This window comes from Micromonospora sp. LOL_015 (genome assembly GCF_048060275.1).
GTDB lineage: Bacteria > Actinomycetota > Actinomycetes > Mycobacteriales > Micromonosporaceae > Micromonospora_E.
This window is the reverse complement of record NZ_JBHMIO010000001.1, coordinates 212,818-238,235: the sequence shown is the minus strand read 5'-3', so window position 1 is coordinate 238,235 and position 25,418 is coordinate 212,818. Positions and strand designations below refer to the sequence as shown.

Here is a 25,418-nt window from a genome sequence, read left to right as displayed (position 1 = left end):
ATCGAGCGTCCCGGCACGTGGGCGATTATGCCCGGTACGCCGACCCGAGGTGGCGGTTTCGCGAAACCCAGTCGGTGTGACTCGACAGACCGGCCGGTCCGCACACCCGAGACGGGTCAACGACCCGCCCGGTTGGCCAACAGCCGGCGCGGACTCAACCGCGCCGCCGCGTCGCGCCACCGGCCGACGACCGAGAACACCCGGCTGTACGCCTCGACAACTGCGTCCCGCCAGCGCAGCAGTACCGACAGCGGCAGGAGCCGGGCCGCCAGCCGGGTACGCCGACCCACCCCGGCCGCCACCGCCGCCCGTACCCGCCCCAACGCCTCGACCAGCGGCTCGCCCGGCACCGGCTGACGGGCGTACCGGGCCCGCTCCTCCGCCTGGCTGAGCAGATGGACCGCGTCGGCCGCCGCACCGTGGACCGACTCCAGAGCAGCCAGCCGCGCCGCGGTCGCCCGTGGCGTCTCCGACCGGTCGACCGGCATCCGCAGGTCGACCAGGGTGTCGACCAGTTCGCTCCAGACGGCGTGCGCGTGCTGCCGGGCGGCCCCGGCGTCGGCGCCGGTGACCGTCATCAGCGGAGCAGCACCGGCGGCGGCCCCGCTCGCGGCGGGGGAGTCGGTGTCCCGAGCGTCCGTCGGGTCGGTGCCCGCCGGGGTCACCGGAGCCAGGACACGGACCAGCCGCCGACGGCGTACCGTCGCGCGTCGGGCCGCCGGCAGGGCCGCCAACACGAGCACCGCGACCACACCGGCGAGGGTCCACCACGGCCAACGGGGACCGGCGGTGGAATCGGCGGCGGATCCGGCACCCAGCGCACCCGGGTCGAGCTGGCCGGGTCCGGTCTCTGGCAGCGCCGTCGTCGACGGCGCGGCGGACGGGGCCGCGCTCGGTCCGGCGCTCGGGCCGGCGTCCGGCGGGGCGTCCACGTCCGGCGCCCACTCGGAGCGCACCGAGCCGGGGATGCTCGCCGCCGGGGTCGGGTCGAACGGCACCCAGCCGAGCCCGGCGAAGTAGACCTCGGTCCACGCGTGCAGGTTGAGGTTGGTCAGTGTGTACGTGTTCTCCAGCCGCTGGGAGCCGTTGGTGAAACCGAACGCCACCCGGGCCGGCACGTCCGCGGCGCGGACCAGCCACGCCATCGCGGCGGCGTACTGCTGGCAGAAACCGACCTTGTTGTCCAGGAAGTTGACGATGTCCTGGCTGGCCGTGCCGCCCTCGGTAGCCAGGCTGTAGGTGAAACCGTTGTCCCGGGAGAAGTGCTCGTAGATGGCCAGCACGCGGTCGTAGTCGCTGCGCGCGCCGGCGGTCAGCTCCCCGACCAGCTCGGTCACCTGCGGCACCTGCGGCACTGCGGTGAACGCCTGCCGCAGGTCGTCGTCGGCCGGCAGCGGTTGGGACCGGCGTAGTGCCCCCGGGGTGTAGCTGGTGCGGACGTACTCGAATCCGTAGGTCATGTTGCGGGCCCGCGACCGGCCGGAGAAGACGATCTGCGCGGTGAGGTCGTAGGCCCAGCTGCCATCCACGTCGCGCATCTGCACCGGCACCGCGTAGGTCGGCAGCAGCGCCATGTTGAAGTTTCCGGTGACCTCGACGGTCGCCTCGTACGCCTGGTGGCTGACCCCGGTGTTGCGGATGTCCGGGTCGGTCCGCGGGTCGGGCAGCGACCGGGCCGAGTCCGGCCGCCCGCGTGGCGGGCGACTGGCGAAACCGTCTTCTCGCAGCTCATCGGCGATGCCGATTCGCAGGTACGCCGGGTCCGGGTCGTTTGTCGTCACCCGGATCATCTCGGTGACCTCGCTCTGGTTGAGCTGGCCGCTCAACGCCGCGAACAGGTTCACCTGGCCGGGTCCGTTGCCCAGCCCGTTGCCCCCGGTCCCGCCGCCGCTGAGGTTGGTCAGCAGCCCGGACGTCATGCCGGGGATGGTCAGCGGGATCAGCACCGCGATGACCACCCCGAGCACGGCGAGCCGGCGACCGGCGGCGGCCAGCGGCGACGGCTCCCAGACGTCAACGTCCCGGCCGTCGCCGGTGAATCGGCGGCCGAACCGACGGACCCGGTCGACGTTGTCGGCCATCAGCAGCCACAGGTAGCCGACCGCGCCGACCACGAACGGTGCCGCCGGAACGCTGTCGACGTAGATCGCCACCGGCACCGAGTAGATCGCCAGCATCGGCAGGCCGGCCAGCGCCGGCCGGCGCAGGGTCACCGTGAGCACGTCGACGACGACCGCGACCGAACCGATCCCCAGCGCGGTGATGAACAGCAGCGCGTCGCCGTCGGGCACCGGTACGCCGTACGCGTGCACGTCTTGCGCCGACTGGGCCAGCAGCGCGCCGAAATGGCCGATCGTCGCCGGCGACGGCAGCACCGCGAGCAACTCGTCGCCGCTGGGGAACAGCCAGGTCAGGGCGAGGAGCAGCGCGCCGATCATGGCCACCGGGTGCAGCCATCCGGGAGCCCGCAACGAGCGGACCAGCATCCCGGCGCCACCGATCATGGTCACGGTGATCGCGCACTGCACCAGCCAGGTCCAGTCCTGGAAGATGGTGGCCATCGGCGCGGCCGCCATCAGGGTGGCTGCCGCCGCGACCAGACCGAGGTGTCTACGGGTGGTCAATTCACTCCTCCGGCTATCGTCTCGGCCAGCGCGGCCCGCCAGGCGAAGCCCTGGGAACCCCGGGCGAGCTGCGGCCACAGCGACGGAAACTGGTCACCGTGGTTCACGCCGATCACCCGCCAGCCGCTCTGCAGCAGCGACAGCGCGGCGGCACCGTGCGCCCGGTCGGCCTCGGTCCGCTCGTCCGGGCTCAGATTCATCCAGGTCGAGCTGTCGATCAGCAGGCCGACGCAGGTCGACCGGTTGCCCCGCAACCCGGCCAGCAGCTCCGCCTCGGGCGGGGTGAGCGCCCCGAACAACGCCACCACCAGCGAACTGTCCGAACGGCGGCGTACCTGTTCGACCAGGGTGGCGATGTCGCTGCGCTGGCTGGCGGTGACGTCGGCCAGCCGGTCGAGCAGCATGCCGTCCCCGTCGGCCTCGGTGGCGTCGGCGTCGATGCCGGTGTCGGTGACCAGCCGCAGCCGGTAGCCGTTCGACCGGAAGTGCACGGCGATGCTCGCCGCCGCCGCCACCGCCCACTCGAAGCTCGCCGTCGGGCCCTCGCCACGGTGCGCGTACGCCCGGGTGTCGAGCACCACGGTCGCCCGGGTCTCCCACGGCTGCTCCTCCCGGCGCACCATCAGTTCACCGGTGCGGGCGGTCGACTTCCAGTGCACTCGGCGCAGGTCGTCACCGCGGCGGTACTCGCGGGTGGCGGAGTCGTCGTCGCCGTGCACCGCCACCGACCGGGCCCGGCTGTCACCGGATCCGGCGTACTCGCTGGCGAGTCGGACCGACGGCAGCGCGGTGACCTGCGGGATGACCGTGAGCCGGTCGACGCTGGGGAAGGCCCGGGTCAGCTCGCACAGGCCGAACGGGTCGGTGAGCCGGACCACCAGCGGCCCGACCTCGTAGCGGCCGCGGACCTCGGCCCGCACCGTGTACGCCACCGAACTGGCCTGCTGGGCACCGAGCCGTTCCAGCACCACCCGGGGCCGGCTGCCCAGGGCGTACGGCAGCCGGTCCTCCAGCAGCAGGGTGCCGGTGGGCAGCCGGGACAGGTTCTGCAGTCGCAGCACCACCCGGGCGTTGGAGCCGACCGGGACCCGGTGCGGCTCCAACGCCCGGGTGCAGGCCAGCTTGTACCGGCTACGGCCCACGTACAGGGCGGCCAGCAGCGGCAGGACGGCCAGCAGGATGGCGACCCGCAGCAGGTCCTTCTCGCCGAGGATCAGCGCCGAGACGACCGCCGCCGCACCGGCGGCCAGGAACGACCGGCCGCGGGTGGTGAGGCCGCGCAGCGCCGCCCGCATCGGTCACCGCCCTCGCGGCTCGAAGGGGACCGCCATCGTGCCGTCCGCCGGGCCGAACTGGCGACCGTCGTACGCCGCAGCGGCCGGCCGTTGCCGTTCGTGGGGTAACGGCATCCGGTGCACCAGCTCGGCGATGATCGCGTCGGTGGTCCGCCGGGCGAGTTGGGCCTCGGCGGTCGGGATCAGCCGGTGGGCCAGCACCGGAACGGCGAGCGCCTGCAGGTCGTCCGGGAGCACGTAGTCGCGGCCCTCCAGCGCGGCGACCGCGCGGGCGGTACGCAGCAGCTGCAGCGTCGACCGGGGCGAGGCACCGAGCCGCAGCTCCGGGGACTCACGGGTGGCGGTCACCAGGTCCACCGCGTACTGCTTGACCGGGTCGGCGACGTGTACCTCCCGGACGGTGGCGATCAGCCGCCGTACCCCCGCCGCGTCGGAGACCGGCTGCAGCTGGTGCACCGGACCTGCCGCGCCGTGCCCGTCGAGCATGGCCAGCTCGGCGCTCGGGTCGGGGTAGCCCATCGCGATCCGGGCGGTGAACCGGTCCCGCTGCGCCTCCGGCAGCGGGTAGGTGCCCTCCATCTCGATCGGGTTCTGGGTGGCGATCACCATGAACGGCGTCCGCAGCTCGTAGGTGGTGCCGTCGACGGTGACCTGTCGCTCCTCCATGCATTCGAGTAGCGCGGCCTGGGTCTTCGGGGACGCCCGGTTGATCTCGTCGCCGACCACCAGGTTGGCGAAGACCGCGCCCGGTTTGAACTCGAAGTCGTGGTTGTCCTGGTTGTAGACGCTGACTCCGGTCACGTCGCTGGGCAGCAGGTCCGGGGTGAACTGGATCCGGCGTACGGAGCAGTCGATCGACTTGGCCAGCGTCTTGGCGAGTTTGGTCTTGCCGACTCCGGGAACGTCCTCGATCAGGAGGTGTCCCTCCGCGAGCAGGACGGCGAGTGCCAGCCGAACCGTGGCGGTCTTGCCCTCTATGACCTGATCTATGTTGGCCACGATGGCGTCGGACACGGCGCGGAACTCGTCATGGGGCATCGGAGCACCCAGATCGTCCCAGCTGTCTTGGGTCACGATCCTCCTCCTCGTCGTACGGCGTCACGCGGGTCGGTCGCTCCGGCCGCCCGCCGTCGGTCAGGTGGGGGACCGTCGTCTCCCGCCGCAGGGACCCCACATGCCTCTCAGGCTATCCATCTTTCGCAGGTCCGCCATCCACGGGACGGCGTGGTCTGCTCACCCGCCCCTGCTCACCGTGGGCGACCCGGTCGTGGACGGACGGTCCGGGCATCGCGCGGGAGCGGACCGGGCGGCACCCGCTCCCACCGGGAGTACGGGCCGGTGACCGGTCCGGTTCAAGTGCCCACCCGGACCACTCGCCCCGCCCCGACCGACACCACCCGCCGGTGTGAACTCGCCGGGCGGCCGGGTAGGACCGGCATTTCCCGGGTAGTCGGCGACGCCAGCGGTGACCAGGCCAGATAGTCGGGCCGGGCCGACCGGTACGTGCAACCGGAGGGAGCTGGATGTCCACAGCCGGCTACATCGTGACCGTCGTCGCCGTCTGGGTGCTCTCCGGGATCGTAGCGGTGGCGGTGTTCATCACCCGGCACGGCCAACGCGCCTGGTACTGGTATCCGTTGGGCGCCGTGCTCGGACTGCTCTTCGTCCCGATCGCGGTGGAGCGCGGATCGCGACCGACGGGGCGGTTGGAGACCCGCCCGGCATCGGCCGACACCGGGCCGAGTGCACCCGGCACCGGGCCCCGGGTGCTGGTCGGCCTGGACGGCTCCGCCGACTCCGAGCACGCCCTGCGTACGGCGCACCGGGTGCTCGCCGGTCGCGCCAGCGAGCTGATCCTGACCACCGTGGTCGACGTCGCCGCGGTCGAGCGGGGCGAACGCACCGCCGAAGAGGTCGACCAGCTGGACCGGGCGCGGGACCTGCTCACCGATCGGGCGGCCCGACTGCGCCGCGCCGACGGGCCGCCCCTGCCGAGCAGCATCGAGATAGTCACCGGCCGGCCCGCCCGGGCCCTGCTGGATGTCGCGCGGGCTCGCGACGTGGACATGATCGTGGTCGGGCGGCGGGGCAGTGGACTGTCCAACCGGCTGCTCGGCAGCGTCGCCGACCAGGTGCTCCGGGACGCCACCCGGCCGGTGCTGCTGGCCGCCAGCGAGGACGGTTGAGGTGCGACCGGCGACCGTCGACCGGTGCCGGGCCGGTCCGTACGCCCGGACCACCGCCGCGGCGAGGGGTGCCCGTTGACGATGGTCGCGGTGCTGGCCCTGTTGATCGGGCTCGCCGCCGCCGTACCACTGCTCACCCGCTCGCTCGGCCGCGACGCCGGCTACCCGCTCGCGGTCGGCTACCTGTTGGGTTGCGGGCTGCTCGCCTCCCGGCTGCCGGTGGTGCTGGACAACGGCGCGGTCGGGGTCTCCGCGCGCTGGCTGCCGTCGCTGGACATCGCGTTCGCGCTGCGGCTCGACGGCCTGGCGATGGTCTTCGGGCTGCTGGTGCTCGGGGTCGGCGCGCTGATCATGATGTACTGCCCGCGCTACCTCGCCCCGCACCGCCCGTGCGCCGCGCTCTACACGCTGCTGACCCTGTTCACCGTGGCGATGCTCGGCCTGGTCTTCGCCGCCGACACCGTACTGCTGTTCCTGTTCTGGGAGCTGACCACGGTCTGCTCATTCTTTCTGATCGGTCTGGCCAGTCCGGCGGCGGCCCGCCCCGCAACCCGGGCGTTGCTGGTCACCGCCGGTGGCGGCTTGGCGCTGCTGGCGGCGGTCGTGGTGATGGTGGTCGCGCTGGGCACCAGCGACCTGACCACCATCCTGGCCTACCCCGACCGGCTGCTCGGCTCGCCGGTCGCCTGGGTGGTCGGTGGGCTGCTGATCGTCGCGGCGTTCACCAAGTCCGCGCAGTTCCCGTTTCACTTCTGGCTGCCCAGCGCGATGGTGGCGATCACCCCGGTCAGCGCCTACCTGCACGCCGCGACGATGGTCAAGGCCGGGATCTACCTGCTGATCCGGTTCTCGCCGATCTACGCCGAGCAGGCTGCCTGGACCATCGTGCTGGTCCTCGGCGGGCTCGGCACCGCGCTGGCGGGTGCGTTCCTCGCGCTGCGCCAGCACGACCTGAAGGCCATGCTGGCGTACTCGACGGTCAGCCAGCTCGGGCTGCTGGTCGGGGTTATCGGGGTCGGCACCCCGGCGGCGCTGGCCGCCGCGGTGCTGCACACCGTCGCGCACGCGTTGTTCAAGGCCACCCTGTTCATGCTCGTCGGCATCATCGACCGGGAAGCCGGCAGCCGGGACATCCGACAGCTCTCCGGCCTGCGCCACGTGATGCCGGTGACCGCCACCCTGACTGGGCTGGCCGCGATGTCGATGGCCGGCCTGCCGCCGTTGCTCGGCTTCGTCAGCAAGGAGGCGATCTTCGATGCGTTGATCAAGACCGGGGTCGATCCGTGGCTCAGCCCGTCGGCCGAGGTACTGGCGGTTTCGGCGTCGGCCCTGACCTTCGCGTACGGCGCCCGGATCGTCTATGAGACCTTCGCCGGACCGCCGCGACAGCCGGAGCTGTACGAGCCAGCGTGGACGTTTCTCACCCCGGCGGCGATCGCCGCGCTGCTGAGCCTGCTGCTCGGCCCGGCGGCCGCGCTGCTCGGCCCGTTGATTGACCAGGCGACCGAAAACGCGTCCCCCGGCGGCGATCCGCCGTACGTGGCGTTCTGGCACGGCTTCAACCCGGCACTGGCGTTGTCGGCGCTCACCGTGCTGGCTGGTACGGCCCTGTTCATCGCCCGCAGCCGGGTCGACCAGCTGGTGCAGTCGGTCCGGCTGCCGCCCGCCGGGGCGGTCACCTTCGACCGTTGCTACGGCGCGCTGCTGAGACTGGGCGGGATCGTCGGCCGGCCGACCCGCTACGACTCGCCGGCCGCCCATCTGTTCCGGCCGGTGCTGCTGCTGGTGCTGCTCGGGGCGGCCGGCAGCGCCGCGCTGGGATCGATGCCGCCCTGGCCGGCCGCAAGCGCGGCGGCCGGCGACTGGCCGCTGTTGGTGCTGCTGGCGGTGGCCCTGGCCGGGATCGTGCTGGCCAGGTCGGCGCTCGCGGCGGTCGGGCTGCTGAGCCTGGTCGGTCTGATGGTCGCCACCTGGTTCCTGCTCGCCGGCGCGCCGGACGTGGCGCTGACCCTGATGCTCGTCGAGGTACTGACCGCAGTCGTCACGATGCTCGTCCTGCGCCGGCTGCCGGCCCGGCTGCCGGGCGCCGGGCGCCAGCCGGTCAGCTTTTTCGCCGCCGCGCTGGCCGTCGCCGCCGGGGCCGTCGCGGTGGCCGCGACGGTCGGGCTGACCGGTCGTCGTGACCTGTCCGCCCCAGGGGACTACTTCCTGCGGACTGCGAAACCGGCGACCGGGGGCGGCAACGTGGTCAACGTGATCCTGGTCGAGTTCCGGGCGTTCGACACCCTCGGTGAGGCGACCGTCCTCGTCGCCGTGGCACTCGGGCTGGTCGGGCTGTTCCGGACCACCGGACGCGGTGTCGTCGGCGGGCCTGGCGCCGCTGGCGGGCCTGGCGGCACCGCTGGGCGCGGCCGCACCGGAACCGGCCCGGCCGTACCGGATCCGGTGCTCCGGTTCGCGCACCGATTGCTCACCCCGGTGATGCTGGTGGTCTCGGCGTGGCTGTTCCTACGCGGCCACGACGAGCCCGGCGGCGGCTTCGTCGCCGCGCTGGTGGCCGGGATCGCGGTCGGGCTCGGCCAGCTGGCGTACGTGGCGTACGCCGGCCGCTCACCGATGGCGGCCGGCCGGCTGCGGCCCCGGCCGCTGCTCGCCGCAGGGCTGCTGACCTGTCTCGGGATCGGCCTGTCCGCGCTGCTGGCCGGTGAGCCGTTCCTGACGCCGTCGCCGGGACTGAAACTGTCGGTGCTCGGCTTCTCGGTGTCCCTGGTGACCTTCTTCGACCTCGGCGTCTATCTGATGGTGTTGGGCCTGATCACGGCGGCGGTACGGCGGCTCGGCACGGTGGTCCCGTCGGACGCTGGCGTCGCATCGGACGCGCCGGTCCCGCCGGACGCGGCGGGGGTGCGGGCACCGTGACCGTCGCGTTGGTGATCGGCCTGCTCACCGCGGCCGGCGTCTATCTGATCCTGCACCGCGGCCTGATCCGGGTCGTCATCGGCTTCGTCCTGCTCGGCCACGCCGTCAACATCCTGCTGCTCGCCTCGGGCGGGCTGTGGCGCCGGCAGCCGCCGTTCGGCGACATCGACCCGGCGGCGACGGCCGATCCGCTGCCCCAGGCCTTCGCGCTCACCGCCATCGTGATCACCTTCGGCATCACGATCTTCCTGCTCGCGCTCGCGGTGGTCGACCGGCCGCGGCCGGGCCGACCCGACTTGGAGCTGGGCGAGGCCGGTCCGGACGGCAGGGACGGTCCGGACGGCGCGGCGGGACCGGAGCCGGAACCCGGCCCGGAGCCGGTGCTGACCGAGCCACGGTCGATGTCCGACCAGGTCGCCGAACACGGTCGGACAGCGGCCGGCGGCGACACCGGGGAGCTGCCCCGATGAATGCGCCGCTGCCGCTGGTCGGTCCGATCGTGCTGCCACTGGTAGTGGCCGGACTACTGCTGGCCGTGCCGAGTCGGTTGACGCTGCACCGGATCGGCTGGCTGGGTACCGGCGCGGCTGTGCTCGCCCAGGGCGGTACGCTGCTGGCCGCGACCCGCCGTGGTGAGGTGCTGACCGAACGGATCGGTGGCTGGCCGGCCGGCTTCGCGATCACCCTGGCGGCGGACACCTTCAGCGCGCTGATGGTCACGGTCGTGGCGCTGGTCGTGCTGCTGTGCGGGGTCTTCGCCATCGGTTCCGGGGACGACCGACGGCCGTACCTGGTCCCACTGGCGCTGATGACGAGCGCCGGCGCGTTCGGGGCCTTCCTGACCGCCGACCTGTTCAACCTGTTCGTGCTGATCGAGGTCATGCTGGTGCCGTCTTACGTGCTGCTGACCGCCGGCGCCGGCCGGGAGCGGACGGTGGCCGGTCGGATCTACGTGACCGTCAATCTGCTGGCGTCCACGATCCTGCTGGCCGGGGTGGGGCTGGTCTACGCCGTCGCCGGCACCGTCGATCTCGGCGAACTGGCCGGGGCGGCCGGCCGCGACGGCGCGTTGGCCCTGGCCGGCACCGTGGTGCTGCTCGCCCTGGCGGTGAAGGCCGCGGTGGTGCCGCTGCACGGCTGGCTGCCCCGCAGTTACCCGTACGCGCCACCGGTGGTCACCGCGCTGTTCTCCGGCATCCTCACCAAGGTCGGCGGGTACGCGATCGTCCGGATCGTGGCGGTGGTCTACGACGGCGCGGTCGACTACCGGTGGGTGATCGGGCTGGCCGCCGCCGTGACCATGGTGATCGGCGTCCTCGGGGCGCTCGGCGAGACCACGATGCGTTCAGTGCTCGCGTTCCACATGGTCAGCCAGATCGGCTACCTGCTGATCGGGCTGGTGGTGTTCAGCCCGGCCGCACTCACCGCGGCGATCTTCTTCCTGGTGCAGTACATCCTGGTCAAGGCGGCGCTGTTCCTCTGCGCCGGTGCGGTGGTGGTCGGCTACGGCACCGATCGGCTGGACCGGCTCGGTGGGCTGGCCATGGCGCACCGGCTGCTCGCCCTGGCCTTCATCGGCGCGGGGCTGTCGCTGGCCGGGATGCCGCCGTTCTCCGGATTCCTGGCCAAGTTCCTGCTGCTGCGGGCCGCGGTCGCCGACGGCAACTATTTGATCTTCGCGGTCGCGGTGCTGGTCAGCCTCGGGACACTTATCTCGATGATCAAGATCTGGGATCTGGCGTTCTGGGGCGAACCCGCGCCCGCACCCCCGGACCCGGCCGGCCACCCGCCCGCCCGCACCACCGACGACGTACCGCCGCGGATCGCCACCTGGCTGACCGGGCCGGCGGTGCTGCTCGCGGCCCTCACCCTGCTGCTGGGGTCGGCCGCGCAGCCCCTGCTCGGTCTGGCGGCCACCGCAGCCGACGGACTGATCGACCCGAGTGCCTATGTAGAGGCGGTGACCGGACGGTGACCAGACGAACGCGACGGACGGAAGAGCCCCGTACCGGCCAGGTGGAGAGCCGCACCGGCCGGCGAGCCGGCGGTGGCCGGGCCGGCAGGCCGCGCCGGGGGCCGGTCCGGACGCTGCTGCACTGGCCGGTCCGGACGCTGCGCCGGGCCGGCCGGGTGCTGGGCTTTGTCGGCTACTTCACCGGTCGTCTGGTGGTGGCGAACGTGGTCGTCGCCCGGGAGATCGTCACGCCGGGCAGCGGGCTGTCGCCGGGGATCGTCGAGTTCCCGCTGCGGACCCGGACCGGCACCGAGATGGTGCTGATGGCGCTGGCCGTCGGACTGACCCCGGGCACACTCACCGTGGCGGTCCGGCCGCAACCGCCGACCCTGTTCGTGCACGGTATGCATGCCGAGGACCCGCAGCGGTTCCGTGCCGAACTCGCCCGGCTACAGGACCACCTGCTGCCCGCCGCGCGCCCGGTCGAGGCGGTCGACGCGGTCGACGCGGTCGAGCCGGTCGACCCGGCCGACCAGCCGGGGGGAGCCCGCCGGTGACCGGACTCGACCTCGTTCTCGCCGTCCTGGCCCTGGCGATGGCGACGGCGATCATCCGTCTGGTGATCGGCCCGACCGACGCCGACCGTGCCGCCGCCGTCGACTTCGGCTTCTTCGTCTTCATCGCCGGGGTGGCGGTCCTCGCCGCCCGGCTGCGGATCGCCGAACTGCTCGACATCGTGCTGACCGCGACCCTGGTCGGGTTCCTCGCCACGGTCGCGCTCGCCCGCCTGGTGCATCGGAGGAGCCGGTGACCGGCTGGAACGTGCTCGCCGGGGTACTGCTCGGTGCGGGCACCCTGCTGATCGGGATCACCGGGCTCGGCATGCTACGGCTGCCCGACGTCTACAACCGGATGAACGCGGTGGCGAAGGCGGCCAGCCTGGGCCTGGTGCTCATCCTGCTCGGCGTGCTGACCCTGCTGCCCAGCCCACGGACCGCGGCGGTGGTGACCCTGGCCGTGCTGCTGCAGGTGGTCACCGCGCCGGTCGGCGGGTACGCGCTGGCCCGGGCGGCCTACCTGTCCGGTGCGCCGATGAGCCCGCAGAGCAGGTTCGACGCCCTCGCCGAGCAGGGCGAGAGACGGCCGGGCGCGGTGCCGGAGGGACCGGGGGAGGCCAGCCGACCGTAGCCGTCGCCGTAGCCGTCGCCGTAGCCGTCGCCGTAGCCGTCGCCGTCGCCGGAGGCGGCGGTGAGGGCGGTCCACCTGGTTCTCCGACCCGGAGTACACTGGCGCCATGGCCGGCGCCTTCCTGCTCCTTCTCCGGCCGTGCTGACCCACCAGGCCGCCTGATCGGCGCAGCGGACGTCCGGCGGCGGCAGCACGGCGACCCCTCCTGTGGAGGGGTTTTTTCATGCCCACGACCAACACATCACAGCCCACAACCGACCCTGAGGTGGCGACCGACGATGAGCGAGGCAGTCGAGACCGCGGCGGACACCCCACCGTTCCGGTACACCGCCGCGATGGCCGGCGAGATCGAGCGACGGTGGCAGCAGCGGTGGGAACGTGACGGCACCTTCCATGCGCCCAACCCGGTCGGCCCGCTGGCCGACCCGGCCCACCCGCGCGCCGACGCCGAGAAGCTCTTCCTGCTGGACATGTTCCCGTACCCGTCCGGCGCGGGGCTGCACGTCGGCCACCCGCTGGGTTTCATCGGCACCGACTGCTACGGCCGCTACCAGCGGATGGCCGGCCGCAACGTGCTGCACGCGATGGGCTTCGACGCCTTCGGCCTGCCCGCCGAGCAGTACGCGGTGCAGACCGGACAGCACCCGCAGACCACCACCGAGGCCAACATCGAACGGTACCGGGCCCAGCTGCGGATGCTGGGGCTGGCCCACGACGACCGGCGGTCGGTGGCCACCACAGACGTGGAGTTCTACCGCTGGACCCAGTGGATCTTCCTGCAGGTCTTCAACTCGTGGTACGACACCGAGGCCGGCAAGGCCCGGCCGGTCAGTGACCTGATCGCCGCGTACGAGTCGGGTCGGCGCGCCACCACGGACGGACGTGCCTGGTCCGAGCTGACCGACCGGGAACGCCGCGAGCTGGTCGACGCGCACCGGCTGGCGTACGTCTCCGAGGCGCCGGTCAACTGGTGCCCCGGTCTGGGCACCGTGCTGGCCAATGAGGAGGTCACCGCCGACGGCCGGTCCGAGCGGGGCAACTTCCCGGTCTTCAAGCGCAACCTGCGGCAGTGGATGATGCGGATCACCACCTACGCCGACCGGCTGCTGACCGACCTGGACCTGCTGGACTGGCCCGAGCCGATCAAGCTGATGCAGCGCAACTGGATCGGCCGGTCCACCGGCGCCCACATCGTCTTCCCGACCGACGCCGCCCCGATCGAGGTCTTCACCACCCGACCGGACACCGTCTTCGGCGCCACCTACATGGTGCTGGCTCCCGAGCATGCCCTGGTCGACGAGCTGGTGCCGACCGCCTGGCCGGCGGGCACCCGGCCGGCGTGGACCGGCGGACACGCCACCCCGGCCGAGGCGGTCGAGGCGTACCGCAAGCAGGCGGCCGGGCGCACCGACGCCGAGCGGCAGGCCGAGACCCGCGACAAGTCCGGCGTCTTCGTCGGCGCGTACGCCACCAACCCGGTCAACGGCGCCCGGCTGCCGATCTTCATCGCCGACTACGTACTGGCCGGCTACGGCACCGGGGCGATCATGGCGGTGCCGGCGCAGGACGAGCGGGACTGGGACTTCGCCGAGGTGTTCGACCTGCCGATCGTGCGGACCGTGACGCCGCCGGCGGACTTTACCGGCAAGGCGTACACCGGTGACGGACCGGCGATGAACAGCGACTTCCTGAACGGTCTGGGCGTGACCGAGGCCAAGGAGCGGATCATCGCCTGGCTGGAGGCGGGCGGCCACGGCCGGGGCGCGGTCACCTACCGGCTGCGGGACTGGCTGTTCAGCCGGCAGCGCTACTGGGGCGAGCCGTTCCCGATCGTGTACGACGAAACCGGGCTGCCGATTCCGCTGCCGGAGGACATGCTGCCGCTGGAGCTGCCGGAGATCGACGACTTTTCGCCGCGTACCTTCGACCCTGACGACGCCGCATCCGACCCGGAGACCCCGCTGTCGCGAGCCGCCGACTGGGTCGAGGTGGAGCTGGACCTGACCGGGGTGCCGGGTGCGCCGGCCGGCCGGCGGCGCTACCGCCGGGAAACCAACACGATGCCGCAGTGGGCCGGCTCCTGCTGGTACGAGCTGCGCTACGCCGACCCGGCCAACAGCGACGCCTTCGTCGACCCGGCCAACGAGCGGTACTGGATGGGTCCGGCGTCGTCGGCCGACTGCGGCGGTGTCGACCTGTACGTCGGCGGGGTCGAGCACGCCGTGCTGCACCTGCTGTACGCCCGGTTCTGGCACAAGGTGCTGTTCGACCTGGGGCACGTGTCCAGCGTCGAGCCGTTCCGCCGCCTGTTCAACCAGGGCTACATCCAGGCATACGCGTACACCGACGCGCGCGGCGCGTACGTCGACGCGGCGGCGGTGACCGAGCGCGACGGCGGCTGGTTCCACGGCGACACCGCGGTCAACCGCGAGTACGGCAAGATGGGCAAGAGCCTGCGCAACGTGGTCACCCCGGACGAGATGTGCGAGGCGTACGGCGCCGACACGTTCCGGGTGTACGAGATGTCGATGGGCCCGCTGGAGGTGTCCCGCCCCTGGGAGACCCGGGCGGTGGTCGGCTCGTACCGGTTCCTGCAGCGGGTGTGGCGGGCCCTGGTCGACGAGCAGTCCGGGGCGTCCCGGGTGACCGACGACCCGGCCGACGACGAGCTGCGCCGGTTGACGCACCGGGTGATCGACGGCGTCCGGTCGGACATGGACGGGCTGCGGTTCAACACCGCGATCGCCAAGCTGATCGAGCTGACCAACGCGTTGACCCGGCTGCCGGCCACCCCCCGCGAGGTGGCTGAGCCGCTGGTGCTGATGCTGGCCCCGTTCGCCCCGCACGTCGCCGAGGAGCTGTGGCAGCGGCTCGGCCACACCGGTTCGCTGACCTACGCCGACTTCCCGTCGGCCGACCCGGCGCTGCTGCGGGCCGCGTCGGTGACCTATCCGGTGCAGGTGGCCGGCAAGGTCCGGGGCCGCGTCGAGGTGCCGGCCGAGGCCGCCGAGGACGAGGTACGGGCCGCCGCGTTGGACGCCGTCGCCGAGCACCTGGCCGGCCGTACGCCGCGCAAGGTGATCGTGGTCCCGGGCCGAATGGTCAGCGTGGTCCCGTGACCCGCAGCGCCGCGCGGTCCGCCCGGACCGCGCGGCGCCAGCGCAGCAGCAGCACGACGGTGGCCGCCGCACCCAGGCCGGCGGGCGCGGCGGCCAGCCAGTTGATCTCACCGGGGGCGACCACCGCCGCGCCGATCACCGCGTAGCCGACCGCGGTCGGCGCCGACGCCAGCACGCTGCCGATCAGGAACGGGACCAGCCGGGCACCGGTGGTGCCGTAGCCGTAGCTGACCATGCCGAACCCGCTGATCGGCAGCAGCCGGACCATGATCACGCCCAGCACGCTCTGGGTGGCGAACCAGCGGTCCAGCCGGGCCAGCCGTAACCTGATCCGGTCGGCTCGCCCGGCCAGGCCGGCCGGCGGGGCCGCCATCGAGGTCCGGCTGACGACGTACTCCCGGCCGAGCCACCGTCCGACAACGAAGCCGATCAGCGCAGCCAGCGCGGCCGCGGCGAGGCTGTAGCCGGCACCCGCCACCGGGCCGAACAGCGCTCCCCAGGTCAGGGTGATGAACGTGCGGGGGACCAGCACGGTCAGCAGCAGCGCGCCGCCGACCACGGCCAGCACCGGACCGGCCGCTCCGAGCTGGTCGGGCAGCCCGGTCAGTGCCGCCAACTCGGGCCGGGGAGCCAGCAGCACCAGCAGGGCGCAGCCACCGATCAGGGTGAGCAGGGCCGCGAACCGGGCCACCGCCGGCTCGCGCAGTGCCCGGCCCAGCCGCCTCACGTGCGGATCGCGGCCGTCCGTTCGGCCCGCAGCCGGTCGGCCCACAGGTCGTTGAGCGGCGGCAAGCTGGCCGCGCCGATCGCCCAGCGCAGCAGCAGATCCGCCAGCGCCGGGTTGCGGGCCAGCGCCGGGCCGTGCGCGTAGGTGCCCAGGATGTTGCCCCGCCAGGCGCCCTCGCTGGTCCCGTCGTTGCCGACCCCGGCGGTGACCCGGGCCAGCGGCGAGACGCCGTTGCCGAGATGGGTGCGCCCGCCGTGGTTCTCGAAACCGCTCAGCGGTGGTACGCCGAGCCGCGGGTCGATGTCGCCGGCGAGTTCGCCGACCGCCCGGCTCGGTCCCCGGTCGGAGTACAGGTCCAGCAACTCCAGGCCGGTGCACTGGGTGCCCTTGGCGAAGAACGAGGTGCCCAGCAACTGGTAGCCGGCGCAGACCGCGAAGATCACTGAGCCCTGGTCGACCGCGCGGTGCAACCCGGTGTCGGCCCGTAGCCGCTGGGCGGCCAGCGCCTGCGGGCCGTCCTCGCCGCCGCCGATCAGGTAGATGTCGGCCGACTGCGGCACCGGCTGGTCGGAGCGGATCTCGGTGAGCTCCACCGGTATGCCGCGCTGCTGGGCTCGACGGGCCAGGATCAGCAGGTTGCCCCGGTCGCCGTAGGTGGACAGCAGGTCGGGGTAGATCCAGACCAGGCGGAGCACGCTGGGCCCGCCGATCGACGGGCCGGTGGCCGGAAATGACTCAGTTGACACGGTCCAGCTCCGCTCGGATGTCCTGGAATGCGGTGTAGTTCGCGATGACCTCCAGTCGGCCGGGCGGCACCGAGGCGATCGCCGCGTTGAGCGACGGGACGTGCAGGAACGGCACGTCGTTGACCTCCAGCCGGACGGCGAGGTCGAAGGCGCGGTCCCCGGTGATCAGTACCTGGCGGCCGCGCAGCGGCGAGAAGTCGACATCGAACAGCCAGGAGGTGTCCAGTCCGTCGGGGTCGCGGGCGTTGATCGACAGCAGTGTCGGTGCCTGATCAGCCATGTCGAACGCCTCCAGCCAACTGGCCGGGTTCTTGGCCAGCAGCAGCCGGATGGTCCGCCCGTTGCGGACCACCTGCGCGTACCGGCCGGCCACCGAGGTGACCACCGCCAGCCGGGACACCGCGGCCACCGGGCGTACGCCGAACTCGGCGGCCACCGCCAGCGCGGTGGCGGCGTTGCCGATGTTGACCTGCCCGGGCAGTTGCAGCGTCACCTTGTGCCAGGCGCCGCTCGGGTCGATGACACCGTCCTCGTCGACCACCCACTCCGGGTCGGGCCGGCGCAGCGGGCAGCCGGCGCACCACCACTGGTTGTCGGAGCGTTCGATCGCCGAACCGCACTCCGGGCAGACCCACGAGTCGTCGTGCCAGCGCTGCCCGGCACTGAACCAGGAGACCGAGCCGGCGGTCGCGGCCGCCCACACCACCATCGGGTCGTCGGCGTTGGCCACCACCTTGATCTCGGGATGCTCGGCCAGCGCCACCTGCCACAGCTGGGCCATCATCGCCACCTCCTTAGCCCGGTCCAGCTGGTCCCGAGAGAGGTTCAGCAGGGCGACCACCCGGGGGCTGGTGGCCTCGAGTACCTGAGCCAGGTAATGCTCGTCCACTTCGAGCACCGCGTACGGCGTGGTGCCGGCCTTGGCCAGCGCGGAGGTGTGCCCGGTCGGCATGTTCGCGCCGTACGAGTTCGTCGCGACCCGGCCGAGTACGCCGACCGCCGCCGCGGCGAGCCGGGTGGTGGTGGTCTTGCCGTTGGTGCCGGAGACCAGCGCGACGGACCGCCCGGCGGCGAGATGCGCCAGCAGCTCCGGATCGATCTTGAGGCCGATCCAACCGCCGATCACCGACCCGTCACCTCGCCCAGCGGCCCGCGACAGCGCCGCAGCGGTGCGGGACACCGAGCTTGCCACCTTCGCCCGCAAGGGCATCTTCGCGTCCGTCACGCGAGCGAGGTTACCGGACCCTGTCCGGCGCCGATCGACGCACGGACGCGTTGGTACGGTCGACGACCGATGAGTAGCTCAACGGTCGCCACCGCGCTGCGGGCGTTGGCCGAGCTGGCGCCCGCCGCACCCGAGCGGATGTTGGACGTGACCCGGGGCGGCCAGCCGCTGCTCTGGCTCGCCGATCCGGACCGGCACCAGCGTGATGCCGCCACCGACCGGTTGGCCGCGGTCGACCTGTTGCACCGCGACGAGCGGATCCTGCGACGCGGCCTGGGTCTGGTCGTCGGCACCGTCGAACGGGACGGGGTCCGTCGCCGGGTCCGGCTGCCGTTGCTGTCCGAACCGGTCCGGTTGGAGCATGCGCTGCGTGGTTACCGGGTGGTGTCGGCCGGGGAGTTGGAGCTGACCTCCCTGGTCACGGATCGCGCCGTGGCGGCGAACCTGGAATCGGTGCCGGGTCTGGGCGGGCCGGGTTGGCTGACGGCGACCGGGACGCAGGCATGGCTGGCGGTGCTGTTCACCGTCCGGGATGTCTACGGGGTGGCGCTCGCCGACGGACTACGGGCCTGGGCCGGCCGGGACCTGACCGGCACCGCGCTGGCGGCGGTCTACCAGCCGACGCCGACCGGCGCTGGCGGCGGTGCCGGCGAAACAACGGCGGGGTATGCAGCCACGCCCGACGCCCGGTTCGACGCCGCTGCGGTCGAGTCACCGTTGCCGCTGACCGCCGCCCAGTCGGACGTGGTCCGGCGGGTCCGGCGGGAACGACTCACCGTCGTGTCGGGTCCGCCGGGCAACGGCAAGGGCCACACCGTGGTGGCCGCCGCCCTGGACACGGTCGACCGGGAGACCGGCCTGATCCGGCTAGCCCTGGAGACCGAGGAACTGGCCGCCGCAGCTACGTCGTGGGAGCCGCTGCTCGGTGCGCTGTCACTGACCGCACCGGGCGCGTTCGCCGCACCCGGGATGGACCTCGCCGGTGCCGCGCGCCAGGTCCGGCTGGCACGCGGCGCGGGCTGGAACTGGCGGACGAGGTGGCTGCGGCGGGCCGCCCGTCGCTGGCTGCGGCGTCGGCTCGGTGTCGCCGTCGACCTCGCCGGGGACACCGACGGTGCGTTGGACCAGGTCGCCGATGCGGTTGAGGCGGCCCGGGCGGTGGCGGCTCGGGCTCGGCTCGCCGCTGCGGGCGGCACTGATCTGGCGGCGTACTGGGACCGGCTCGATGAGGCCGACCGGGAGCTCGCCGAACGGGTCGCGACCGCGATGCGGGACCGCGCCGGCAGCGAGCGTCGATGGGATCCGGCGGCCCGGCGCAACGCCGGGGCGTTGGCGAGCTGGTCATCCTTGACGAGGCCTCGCACAGCGACCAGATCCGGGCTGCCCCGGCGCTGGCCCGGGCCCGGCGGGCGCTGGTCGTCGGTGACCCACGACAGTTGCGCTTCGTTTCCTTCGTCGCGGATGTGGACGTGACCGACACGCTGGACCGACACGGTCTGGACGACCGGCTCGACGTCCGCCGGGTCAGCGCCTTCGATCTCGCCGCTGCCAGCGCACCGGTGACCTGGCTCGACGAGCACCGCCGCTGCGTACCGCAGCTGATCGAGTTTGCGGCCCGGCGGTTCTACGCTGACCGGTTCGCGGTCATCACCCGCCACCCGGCGAACGAGTCGATCGACGTGATCGCGGTGCGGCAGGTGGTGTCGGCGGCCACCGTGGACGGGGTGAATACGGCGGGGGTGACCGCCACCGTCGAGGTGGTGCGGGAGCTCGCGACTTCCGGCCGGTCGCAGATCAGCGTCGTCACCCCGTTTCGCGCGCAGGCCGACGCGCTGGAGGCGGCACTGGTCGCAGAATTTCCGGTGGAGCGGATCGAGGAGCTGGGCCTGCGGGTCGGCACCGAGCACACGATCCAGGGCGGCGCGGCCGACACGGTGGTGGCGTCGTTCGCGGCAACCGACGACGATCCGCCGGCCAGGTTACGTTTCCTGGCCGATCCGCACCTGTTCAATGTCCTGATCACGCGGGCGCGCCGGCAGTTGGTGGTGGTGACCTCGCTGACCGCCGCCGACGGCCTGGTAAGGAAGTCTCTGCGGTACGCGCGCCAACCGCCGCCGGCGGTGCCGTGCGGTGGCGTGGCGACCACCGCCGGGGTCAGCGGTTGGGCTGAACAGCTCGGTGCCCGGCTGACCGAAAACGGCGGCGTGGTGCGGTTCGACTACCCGGTCGGACGGTGGACGGTGGACATCTGTCTCGGTGTCGGCGCCGACACCGTCGGTCTCAACCGTGTGGTCCATCCGGACGGTCCGCAAGCGCACCTGGCGCGGCAGCGGGCGTTGCGCCGGGCCGGTTGGGCGTTGGTCGACGCTTTCGCCTCCCGCTGGAACGGTGACCCGGTGCGGGCGGCGCTGGAGATCCTTGCCGGGCAGCGGGCCGCCATTGGGAGCCGACAGCCGCTACCGCGATCGGGAGCGGACAGCCCCTGCCATCGTCGCCGCGGGCGGTGTCGGTGTCCGCGCCGGACGGGAGAGAACGATGTCGCGCTGTCGGAAAGCGGACCGGCGCCCGCCCGCCCTCCACTCGGCACCACCCCCGCTGACGTGCAGTTTTGTCGGAGAGTTGGGCGTGTTTCGGTCGCGATTCTGGTTGCGGGTGGAGGGAAGTGGAGTAGAGTGGGGCGCGATGGCGGGGCCGGGAGGGCCCGCCGGCCCCGGGGGATGCGGCACCGCGAATGCCGTTCATGGGCAAGGGGGGTTGGGCCGTGTTTCTCGGCACCCATACTCCGCGCCTGGACGAAAAGGGCCGGTTGATCCTTCCAGCCAAGTTTCGGGACGAGCTGGCGGGAGGTGTCGTGATCACCAAGGGGCAGGAACGCTGTCTGTACGTGTTCCCGACGCCGGAGTTCCAGCGGATCGCCGAGCAGCTGCGCGAGCAACCGATGACGCACAAGGCGGCGCGGGCCTACAGCCGGGTCTTCTTTGCCAGCGCGCATGACGAGGTGCCCGACAAGCAGGGCCGGGTGACGATCCCGGCGCATCTGCGGGAGTACGCCGGGCTCGGCCGCGACCTCGTGGTGATCGGGGCGAGCAGCCGGGTGGAGATCTGGGACAAGCAGGCATGGGAGACATACCTCTCCGATAGCGAGGACGACTTCGCGGACATCGAAGAGGGGGTGCTGCCCGGCGGACTGTAGGGCAACGGATGATCGACCGCCCGGCTCTTCGTCGGGTGTCGGTGGCTGACGCGAGAGCCGCCGGTCGGCACCGGTCGTCCGACGTACTGCGAGATCTCCAGCCGCTCCCGCACCTGGCGCCACTTCCCCGGCGCCAGGCGCGTGTTTCGAGCACCGGTCCGGCACGGGCGGTGGGCGGGAGTAGAGCGGATGGGGATCTGGCGGTACGACGAGCGGCAACGCAGCAACCGGGCACGGCACGGCAGGCAGGCCACTGGGGGTCGACATGGGGGAGCTTCGCGGTACGCACGTACCGGTGCTGCTCGAGCGGTGTCTCGAGCTGCTCGCCCCCGCGCTGGACCGCGGTGACCGGCCGACCGTGCACGTCGATGCGACTCTCGGCCTGGGCGGTCACGCCCATGCGGTGCTGGCGGCGTTCCCGCTGGTCACCCTGGTAGGGCTGGACCGTGACCGGGAAGCGCTGGCACACGCCCGGGCGAGGTTGGCCGGGTTCGCCGACCGGGTCCATCTGGTCCACGCGGTCTACGACGAGTTGCCCGAGGTCCTTGACCAGCTCGAGCTGTCCGGGGTGGACAGCGTGTTGTTCGATCTGGGGGTGTCCTCACTGCAGCTCGACGCGCCCGAGCGCGGGTTCGCCTACTCCCGGGACGTCGCCCTGGACATGCGGATGGACCAGGGGCGGGGGACCACAGCTGAGGAGATCGTCAACGGCTACCCCCCGGGGGACCTGGTCCGGGTGCTGCGGGAGTACGGCGAGGAGCGGTTCGCCAGCCGGATCGTCTCGGCGATCGTGCGGGAGCGGCAGCGGCAGCCGATCACCTCGTCGACGCGACTGGCTGAACTGGTCGAGTCGGCGGTGCCGGCGGCTACCCGAAGAACTGGGGGAAACCCCGCGAAGAGAACGTTTCAAGCGTTGCGTATCGAGGTAAACGAGGAGCTGGCGGTGCTGCGCAGGGCGCTGCCGGCAGCGCTGGACGCGTTGCACGTCGGCGGACGCATGGTGGTGCTGTCCTACCACTCGCTGGAGGACCGGATCACCAAGCAGACGTTGGCTGGCCGGGCGCGCAGCACCGCACCGGTGGAGCTGCCGGTCGAGCTGCCGGGCACCGGCCCGACGCTGCGGTTGCTCGGCCGGGGTGCCGAGCAGGCCGGCGAGGCGGAGATCGCGGCCAATCCGCGGGCGGCGTCGGTACGGCTGCGCGCGGCGGAGCACATCGGACAGGCGGCGGTGCGCAGTGCCGGCACCGCCGGGCGGGGAAAGGGTGGGGCCGCCCGCGAACGGCCCCACCCGGGGAGAGCACCACACCGGCCCGACGCGGCGGCGTCCGGGCCATCCACACCGGACGGGATCGCCGGCCGGCGGAGACGTCACGATCGGGGTCGTGACGAGAAGGAGTAGGGGGAGGGGAGATGAACGTCGAGAAGCGCGACCGCTCGGGGCAGGTCGGTCAGCGCGGCGCCCGGGTGGGCGCACCGCGGTCGGGGGGCCGGACCGCGGCGCGGCGCAGCAACCCGTCAGGGGGCTACGTGACCCAGGGCAGCGCGGCGCTGCAGGAGCAGCCCACGACTCAGGACTCGGTCCGGGTCTGGGACAGCTCGGCGGAGCCGGCGCCGCCGCGACTGCGGGTCGCACCGCCGGCACCGGTGTCGGTGCCCCGGGCACCGTTCATCGCGATGATCCTGGTGGTCGTCGTCGGTGGGGTGCTCGGTGTGCTGCTGGTCAACACCAAGATCAACGAGAACGCGGTGCGGATCGGCACGCTGCAGCAGCAGCAGTCGAACCTGGATCTGCAGGAGCAGCAGCTGGAGAAGGAGATCGCGCAGTACGAGGCGCCGAACAACCTGGCCGCCCAGGCTCGCAAGCTCGGTCTGGTCGAGTCCGGTCCGCCAGCGTTCATCCGGCTGCCGGACGGACGGATCATCGGCGTACCGCAGCCGGCCACCGGTGAGCCGGCCATCACCAGCTCGCAGCAGGGGGCGGGGGAGTAAGCCGGGTGGCTGACCGTTCCGATCCGCCGCGCCGGGATCCACGTGGATCCCGGCGCGGCGGCGTCGGTGAACCCGGCCCGATCGGCGGCATCGCCGACGCCCGCGCCTACACCCCCCGGGGTAGGACGGTGCGCGAGTCTGCCGAGCAACGCCGCACCGGCCGCGCCGAACGCAGTCGGGATCCGTTCCGGCCCGCGCTGCAGGTGCTCGACGGGGGTCGGTCCACCAGCGGTCGGCCGCCAGCCCGGAGCGGTCCGGCGGACCCCGGCGACCGGGGTACCGGACCACGTCGCGACGCCGACCGGCGGAGCACGTCGCGCCGCGGCGTCGACCCGGACCGGGCAGCGCGGCGCGGAGCCGACTCCAACCGCCACCGGTCGACCACCGGCCATGCCGGGGCGGACGGCAAGTCCCGGCAGGCGTCGTCCGGCTCCGCCCGGCGTGCCCCGGGCCCGGCCCGACAGGGCACCCGGGGCCGCCCACGGCGGCCCGCCACCCTGCCCCGGCTGGCCGACCCCCGGCGCCGGCTGCGGCTGGGCACCTTTCTCACCCTGGCCATGTTCGTGGTGATCGGGATCCGGCTGATCGTGCTGCAGGTCGTTGACGCCCCGGCGTACGCCGACGGCGGCGTCTGGGACCGGATCGGCTCGGTCGTCGTGCCCGCCCCCCGGGGCAGCATCTACGACCGTACCGGCGCTGTGCTGGCACACAGCGTCGCCGCCCGGTTCGTCTACTCCGACCCGGGTCTGGTCGAGGATCCGCAGGCGACGGCGGAGGCGCTGTCACCGCTGCTCGGCATCCCCCGCTCCACGCTGCTGGACCGGCTGGTCCCGCAGACCCGCGAGGACGGGCAGGAGTCGCGGTTCGAGTTCCTGGCTCGTGGGGTGGACGTCGAGCTCGCCGACCAGGTGATGGACCTGGAACTGGCGGGTATCGGGGTGGACTACGACGAACGGCGCGAGGTGCCCGGCAACGACCTGGCCGCGAACCTGCTCGGCTTCGTCGGTCTGGACATGAACGGCCTGGAAGGCATCGAGGCGCGCTACGACGAGGTGCTGCGCGGGGTGAACGGGCAGCGGATCGCCGAGCAGGGCAACCGCGACCTGCGGTTGGCCGAGATTCCCGGCGGCTACCGGCAGGAGACCGAGCCGCAGCCCGGCAGTTCGCTGGTGCTCACCATTGACCGGGACCTGCAGTACGAGGTGCAACGGATCCTCAGCGCAACGCTGGAGCAGTGCGCCGTCAGTGTGGCCGCTGCGGTGGTGCTGGACCCGCGTACCGGGGAGGTTCTCGCCCAGGCCAGCGAGCCCACCTACAACGCCGCCGACGCGTGGTCCAGCGATCCGTCCGACCGGCAGGACATCGCCACCACGTTCACCGCCGAACCCGGCTCGGTGCACAAACCGCTGGTGCTCGGAGCTGCCCTGGAGGAAGGGCTGATCGGGCCGGACACCACACTCGACCTCGGTCCGACGATCCGCAAGGGCGACACCACCTTCCGGGACACCCGCCCGATCGAGGCGGGTGTCGCGACCAGCCTGGCCGGTATGCTGGCCTACTCGTCGAACGTCGGCACGATCAAGATCGCCGACCAGCTCGGGCCGGAGCGGCTGCACGCGTACCAGCAGGCGTTCGGTCTGGGCAGCCCGACCGGGGTCGGACTACCCGGCGAGGCCAGCGGCAGGGTGCTGCCGCTGGACGAGTGGAGCGCCTCGTCGTACGGGTCGGTGCCGCTCGGGCACAGCGTCGACGCCACCCCGCTGCAGATGGCCGCCGCCTACGCGGCGATCGCCAACGACGGCGTCTACGTACCGCCCCGACTGGTCCGGGAGATCGTTGACGAGCACGGGCAGCGCGCCCCGACCGAGGCGCCGACCACCCGCCGGGTGCTCAGTGCCGACAACGCCGCCGCGCTGCGCATGATCATGGAAGGCGTCACCACCATCCCTGGTGCCACCGGCACCGCGGCGGCGGTCCCCGGATACCGGGTGGCCGGCAAGACCGGCACCGGTCGGCGGATCGTCAACGGCTCCGTCGCCCCCGGTGCGGTGACGTCGTTCATCGGCATGGCGCCGGCCGACGACCCGCGCTACGTGGTCGCCGTGGTGTCGCACACCCCCGGTGGTGGCTGCGGGGACGTCGCCGCCCCAGCGTTTCGCGACATGATGCGCTTCACCCTGCTGCACTACCGGGTACCGCCGACCGGCACCGAGCCACCCGAGTTCGTGGTGCACCCGTGACGCTCCGTGCCCG

Annotated in this window: 19 protein-coding genes and 1 pseudogene; 14 read left to right on the top strand and 6 right to left on the bottom strand. The window is 72.7% G+C overall.

Annotation, left to right across the window (positions count from 1 at the left end; genetic code table 11):
• Positions 1-116 precede the first annotated feature (116 nt).
• From ACFHWU_RS01010 to ACFHWU_RS01000, 3 genes are read right to left on the bottom strand one after another with little or no spacing between them, the layout of a single operon-like run.
• Positions 117-2,624: a transglutaminaseTgpA domain-containing protein gene (locus ACFHWU_RS01010; protein ID WP_416551720.1), complete on the bottom strand. Its 2,508-nt coding sequence runs from the start codon at positions 2,622-2,624 to the stop codon at positions 117-119.
• The gene (locus ACFHWU_RS01005; RefSeq protein WP_416551721.1) at positions 2,621-3,919 is read right to left on the bottom strand and encodes a DUF58 domain-containing protein; all 1,299 of its coding nucleotides are present in this window, start codon (positions 3,917-3,919) and stop codon (positions 2,621-2,623) included. The genes ACFHWU_RS01010 and ACFHWU_RS01005 overlap by 4 nt, the downstream gene beginning before the upstream one ends.
• Positions 3,920-3,922: 3 nt before the next feature.
• Positions 3,923-4,993 (bottom strand): AAA family ATPase, encoded by a 1,071-nt coding sequence (locus tag ACFHWU_RS01000; protein WP_416589601.1) that lies wholly within the window; start codon positions 4,991-4,993, stop codon positions 3,923-3,925.
• Positions 4,994-5,442: 449 nt separating this feature from the next.
• Here ACFHWU_RS01000 and ACFHWU_RS00995 point away from each other — a divergent pair, with 449 nt between their 5' ends.
• The 8 genes and pseudogenes from ACFHWU_RS00995 to leuS all read left to right on the top strand — a co-directional run bounded on the left by ACFHWU_RS00995 (position 5,443) and on the right by leuS (position 15,285).
• Positions 5,443-6,105 (top strand): universal stress protein, encoded by a 663-nt coding sequence (locus tag ACFHWU_RS00995; RefSeq protein WP_416551725.1) that lies wholly within the window; start codon positions 5,443-5,445, stop codon positions 6,103-6,105.
• A 75-nt stretch (positions 6,106-6,180) separates the two neighbouring features.
• On the top strand, positions 6,181-9,024 hold the full coding sequence (mbhE, locus tag ACFHWU_RS00990; protein WP_416551812.1) for a hydrogen gas-evolving membrane-bound hydrogenase subunit E: 2,844 nt from the start codon (positions 6,181-6,183) through the stop codon (positions 9,022-9,024).
• Positions 9,021-9,344: pseudogene (locus tag ACFHWU_RS00985) on the top strand (sodium:proton antiporter); the annotation flags it as partial. The gene mbhE and the pseudogene ACFHWU_RS00985, both read left to right, overlap by 4 nt.
• Before the next feature lie 146 nt (positions 9,345-9,490).
• The gene (locus tag ACFHWU_RS00980; RefSeq protein WP_416589600.1) at positions 9,491-10,999 is read left to right on the top strand and encodes a monovalent cation/H+ antiporter subunit D family protein; all 1,509 of its coding nucleotides are present in this window, start codon (positions 9,491-9,493) and stop codon (positions 10,997-10,999) included.
• Positions 10,996-11,535 carry a Na+/H+ antiporter subunit E gene (locus tag ACFHWU_RS00975; RefSeq protein WP_416589599.1) on the top strand — a complete coding sequence of 180 codons (540 nt, stop codon included), beginning with the start codon at positions 10,996-10,998 and terminating at the stop codon, positions 11,533-11,535. Before ACFHWU_RS00980 ends, ACFHWU_RS00975 begins: the two co-directional genes overlap by 4 nt.
• Positions 11,536-11,573: 38 nt before the next feature.
• Positions 11,574-11,789: a monovalent cation/H+ antiporter complex subunit F gene (locus ACFHWU_RS00970; RefSeq protein WP_416551814.1), complete on the top strand. Its 216-nt coding sequence runs from the start codon at positions 11,574-11,576 to the stop codon at positions 11,787-11,789.
• The gene (mnhG, locus tag ACFHWU_RS00965; RefSeq protein ID WP_416551728.1) at positions 11,786-12,166 is read left to right on the top strand and encodes a monovalent cation/H(+) antiporter subunit G; all 381 of its coding nucleotides are present in this window, start codon (positions 11,786-11,788) and stop codon (positions 12,164-12,166) included. Before ACFHWU_RS00970 ends, mnhG begins: the two co-directional genes overlap by 4 nt.
• Positions 12,167-12,444: 278 nt before the next feature.
• The gene (gene leuS, locus ACFHWU_RS00960) at positions 12,445-15,285 is read left to right on the top strand and encodes a leucine--tRNA ligase (RefSeq protein WP_416589598.1); all 2,841 of its coding nucleotides are present in this window, start codon (positions 12,445-12,447) and stop codon (positions 15,283-15,285) included.
• Here leuS and ACFHWU_RS00955 read toward each other — a convergent pair.
• Genes ACFHWU_RS00955 through ACFHWU_RS00945 form a run of 3 tightly spaced genes read right to left on the bottom strand, consistent with a single transcriptional unit; the run spans position 15,269 to position 17,968 of the window.
• Positions 15,269-16,012, bottom strand: a complete 744-nt coding sequence (locus tag ACFHWU_RS00955; RefSeq protein ID WP_416551730.1) for a TVP38/TMEM64 family protein — start codon at positions 16,010-16,012, stop codon at positions 15,269-15,271. The two genes, leuS and ACFHWU_RS00955, sit on opposite strands and share 17 nt — an antisense overlap.
• Complete coding sequence (locus tag ACFHWU_RS00950; protein ID WP_416551815.1) at positions 16,009-16,707, bottom strand: type 1 glutamine amidotransferase; 699 nt, start codon at positions 16,705-16,707, stop codon at positions 16,009-16,011. The genes ACFHWU_RS00955 and ACFHWU_RS00950 overlap by 4 nt, the downstream gene beginning before the upstream one ends.
• Before the next feature lie 40 nt (positions 16,708-16,747).
• On the bottom strand, positions 16,748-17,968 hold the full coding sequence (locus ACFHWU_RS00945; RefSeq protein WP_416551816.1) for a MurT ligase domain-containing protein: 1,221 nt from the start codon (positions 17,966-17,968) through the stop codon (positions 16,748-16,750).
• A gap of 84 nt (positions 17,969-18,052) precedes the next feature.
• Here ACFHWU_RS00945 and ACFHWU_RS00940 point away from each other — a divergent pair, with 84 nt between their 5' ends.
• From ACFHWU_RS00940 to ACFHWU_RS00915, 6 genes are all read left to right on the top strand, one after another.
• The gene (locus ACFHWU_RS00940; RefSeq protein ID WP_416589597.1) at positions 18,053-19,456 is read left to right on the top strand and encodes a hypothetical protein; all 1,404 of its coding nucleotides are present in this window, start codon (positions 18,053-18,055) and stop codon (positions 19,454-19,456) included.
• Positions 19,453-20,793, top strand: a complete 1,341-nt coding sequence (locus ACFHWU_RS00935; RefSeq protein WP_416589596.1) for an AAA domain-containing protein — start codon at positions 19,453-19,455, stop codon at positions 20,791-20,793. Before ACFHWU_RS00940 ends, ACFHWU_RS00935 begins: the two co-directional genes overlap by 4 nt.
• The gene (mraZ, locus tag ACFHWU_RS00930) at positions 20,745-21,176 is read left to right on the top strand and encodes a division/cell wall cluster transcriptional repressor MraZ (RefSeq protein ID WP_123602607.1); all 432 of its coding nucleotides are present in this window, start codon (positions 20,745-20,747) and stop codon (positions 21,174-21,176) included. The genes ACFHWU_RS00935 and mraZ overlap by 49 nt, the downstream gene beginning before the upstream one ends.
• Before the next feature lie 265 nt (positions 21,177-21,441).
• Positions 21,442-22,575 carry a 16S rRNA (cytosine(1402)-N(4))-methyltransferase RsmH gene (rsmH, locus tag ACFHWU_RS00925; RefSeq protein WP_416589595.1) on the top strand — a complete coding sequence of 378 codons (1,134 nt, stop codon included), beginning with the start codon at positions 21,442-21,444 and terminating at the stop codon, positions 22,573-22,575.
• An 11-nt stretch (positions 22,576-22,586) separates the two neighbouring features.
• The gene (locus ACFHWU_RS00920) at positions 22,587-23,165 is read left to right on the top strand and encodes a hypothetical protein (RefSeq protein ID WP_123602605.1); all 579 of its coding nucleotides are present in this window, start codon (positions 22,587-22,589) and stop codon (positions 23,163-23,165) included.
• 5 nt (positions 23,166-23,170) lie between these two features.
• Positions 23,171-25,405, top strand: a complete 2,235-nt coding sequence (locus ACFHWU_RS00915; RefSeq protein ID WP_416589594.1) for a penicillin-binding transpeptidase domain-containing protein — start codon at positions 23,171-23,173, stop codon at positions 25,403-25,405.
• Positions 25,406-25,418: the final 13 nt, after the last annotated feature.

Excerpts from the sequence above, each read along its gene's own strand:
- ACFHWU_RS01005 (WP_416551721.1), bottom strand. The coding sequence starts at position 3,919 with ATGCGGGCGGCGCTGCGCGGCCTCACCACCCGCGGCCGGTCGTTCCTG.
- ACFHWU_RS00995 (WP_416551725.1), top strand. The coding sequence starts at position 5,443 with ATGTCCACAGCCGGCTACATCGTGACCGTCGTCGCCGTCTGGGTGCTC.
- ACFHWU_RS00980 (WP_416589600.1), top strand. The coding sequence starts at position 9,491 with ATGAATGCGCCGCTGCCGCTGGTCGGTCCGATCGTGCTGCCACTGGTA.
- ACFHWU_RS00970 (WP_416551814.1), top strand. The coding sequence starts at position 11,574 with ATGGCGACGGCGATCATCCGTCTGGTGATCGGCCCGACCGACGCCGAC.
- leuS (WP_416589598.1), top strand. The coding sequence starts at position 12,445 with ATGAGCGAGGCAGTCGAGACCGCGGCGGACACCCCACCGTTCCGGTAC.
- ACFHWU_RS00945 (WP_416551816.1), bottom strand. The coding sequence starts at position 17,968 with ATGCCCTTGCGGGCGAAGGTGGCAAGCTCGGTGTCCCGCACCGCTGCG.
- ACFHWU_RS00940 (WP_416589597.1), top strand. The coding sequence starts at position 18,053 with ATGAGTAGCTCAACGGTCGCCACCGCGCTGCGGGCGTTGGCCGAGCTG.
- rsmH (WP_416589595.1), top strand. The coding sequence starts at position 21,442 with ATGGGGGAGCTTCGCGGTACGCACGTACCGGTGCTGCTCGAGCGGTGT.
- ACFHWU_RS00920 (WP_123602605.1), top strand. The coding sequence starts at position 22,587 with ATGAACGTCGAGAAGCGCGACCGCTCGGGGCAGGTCGGTCAGCGCGGC.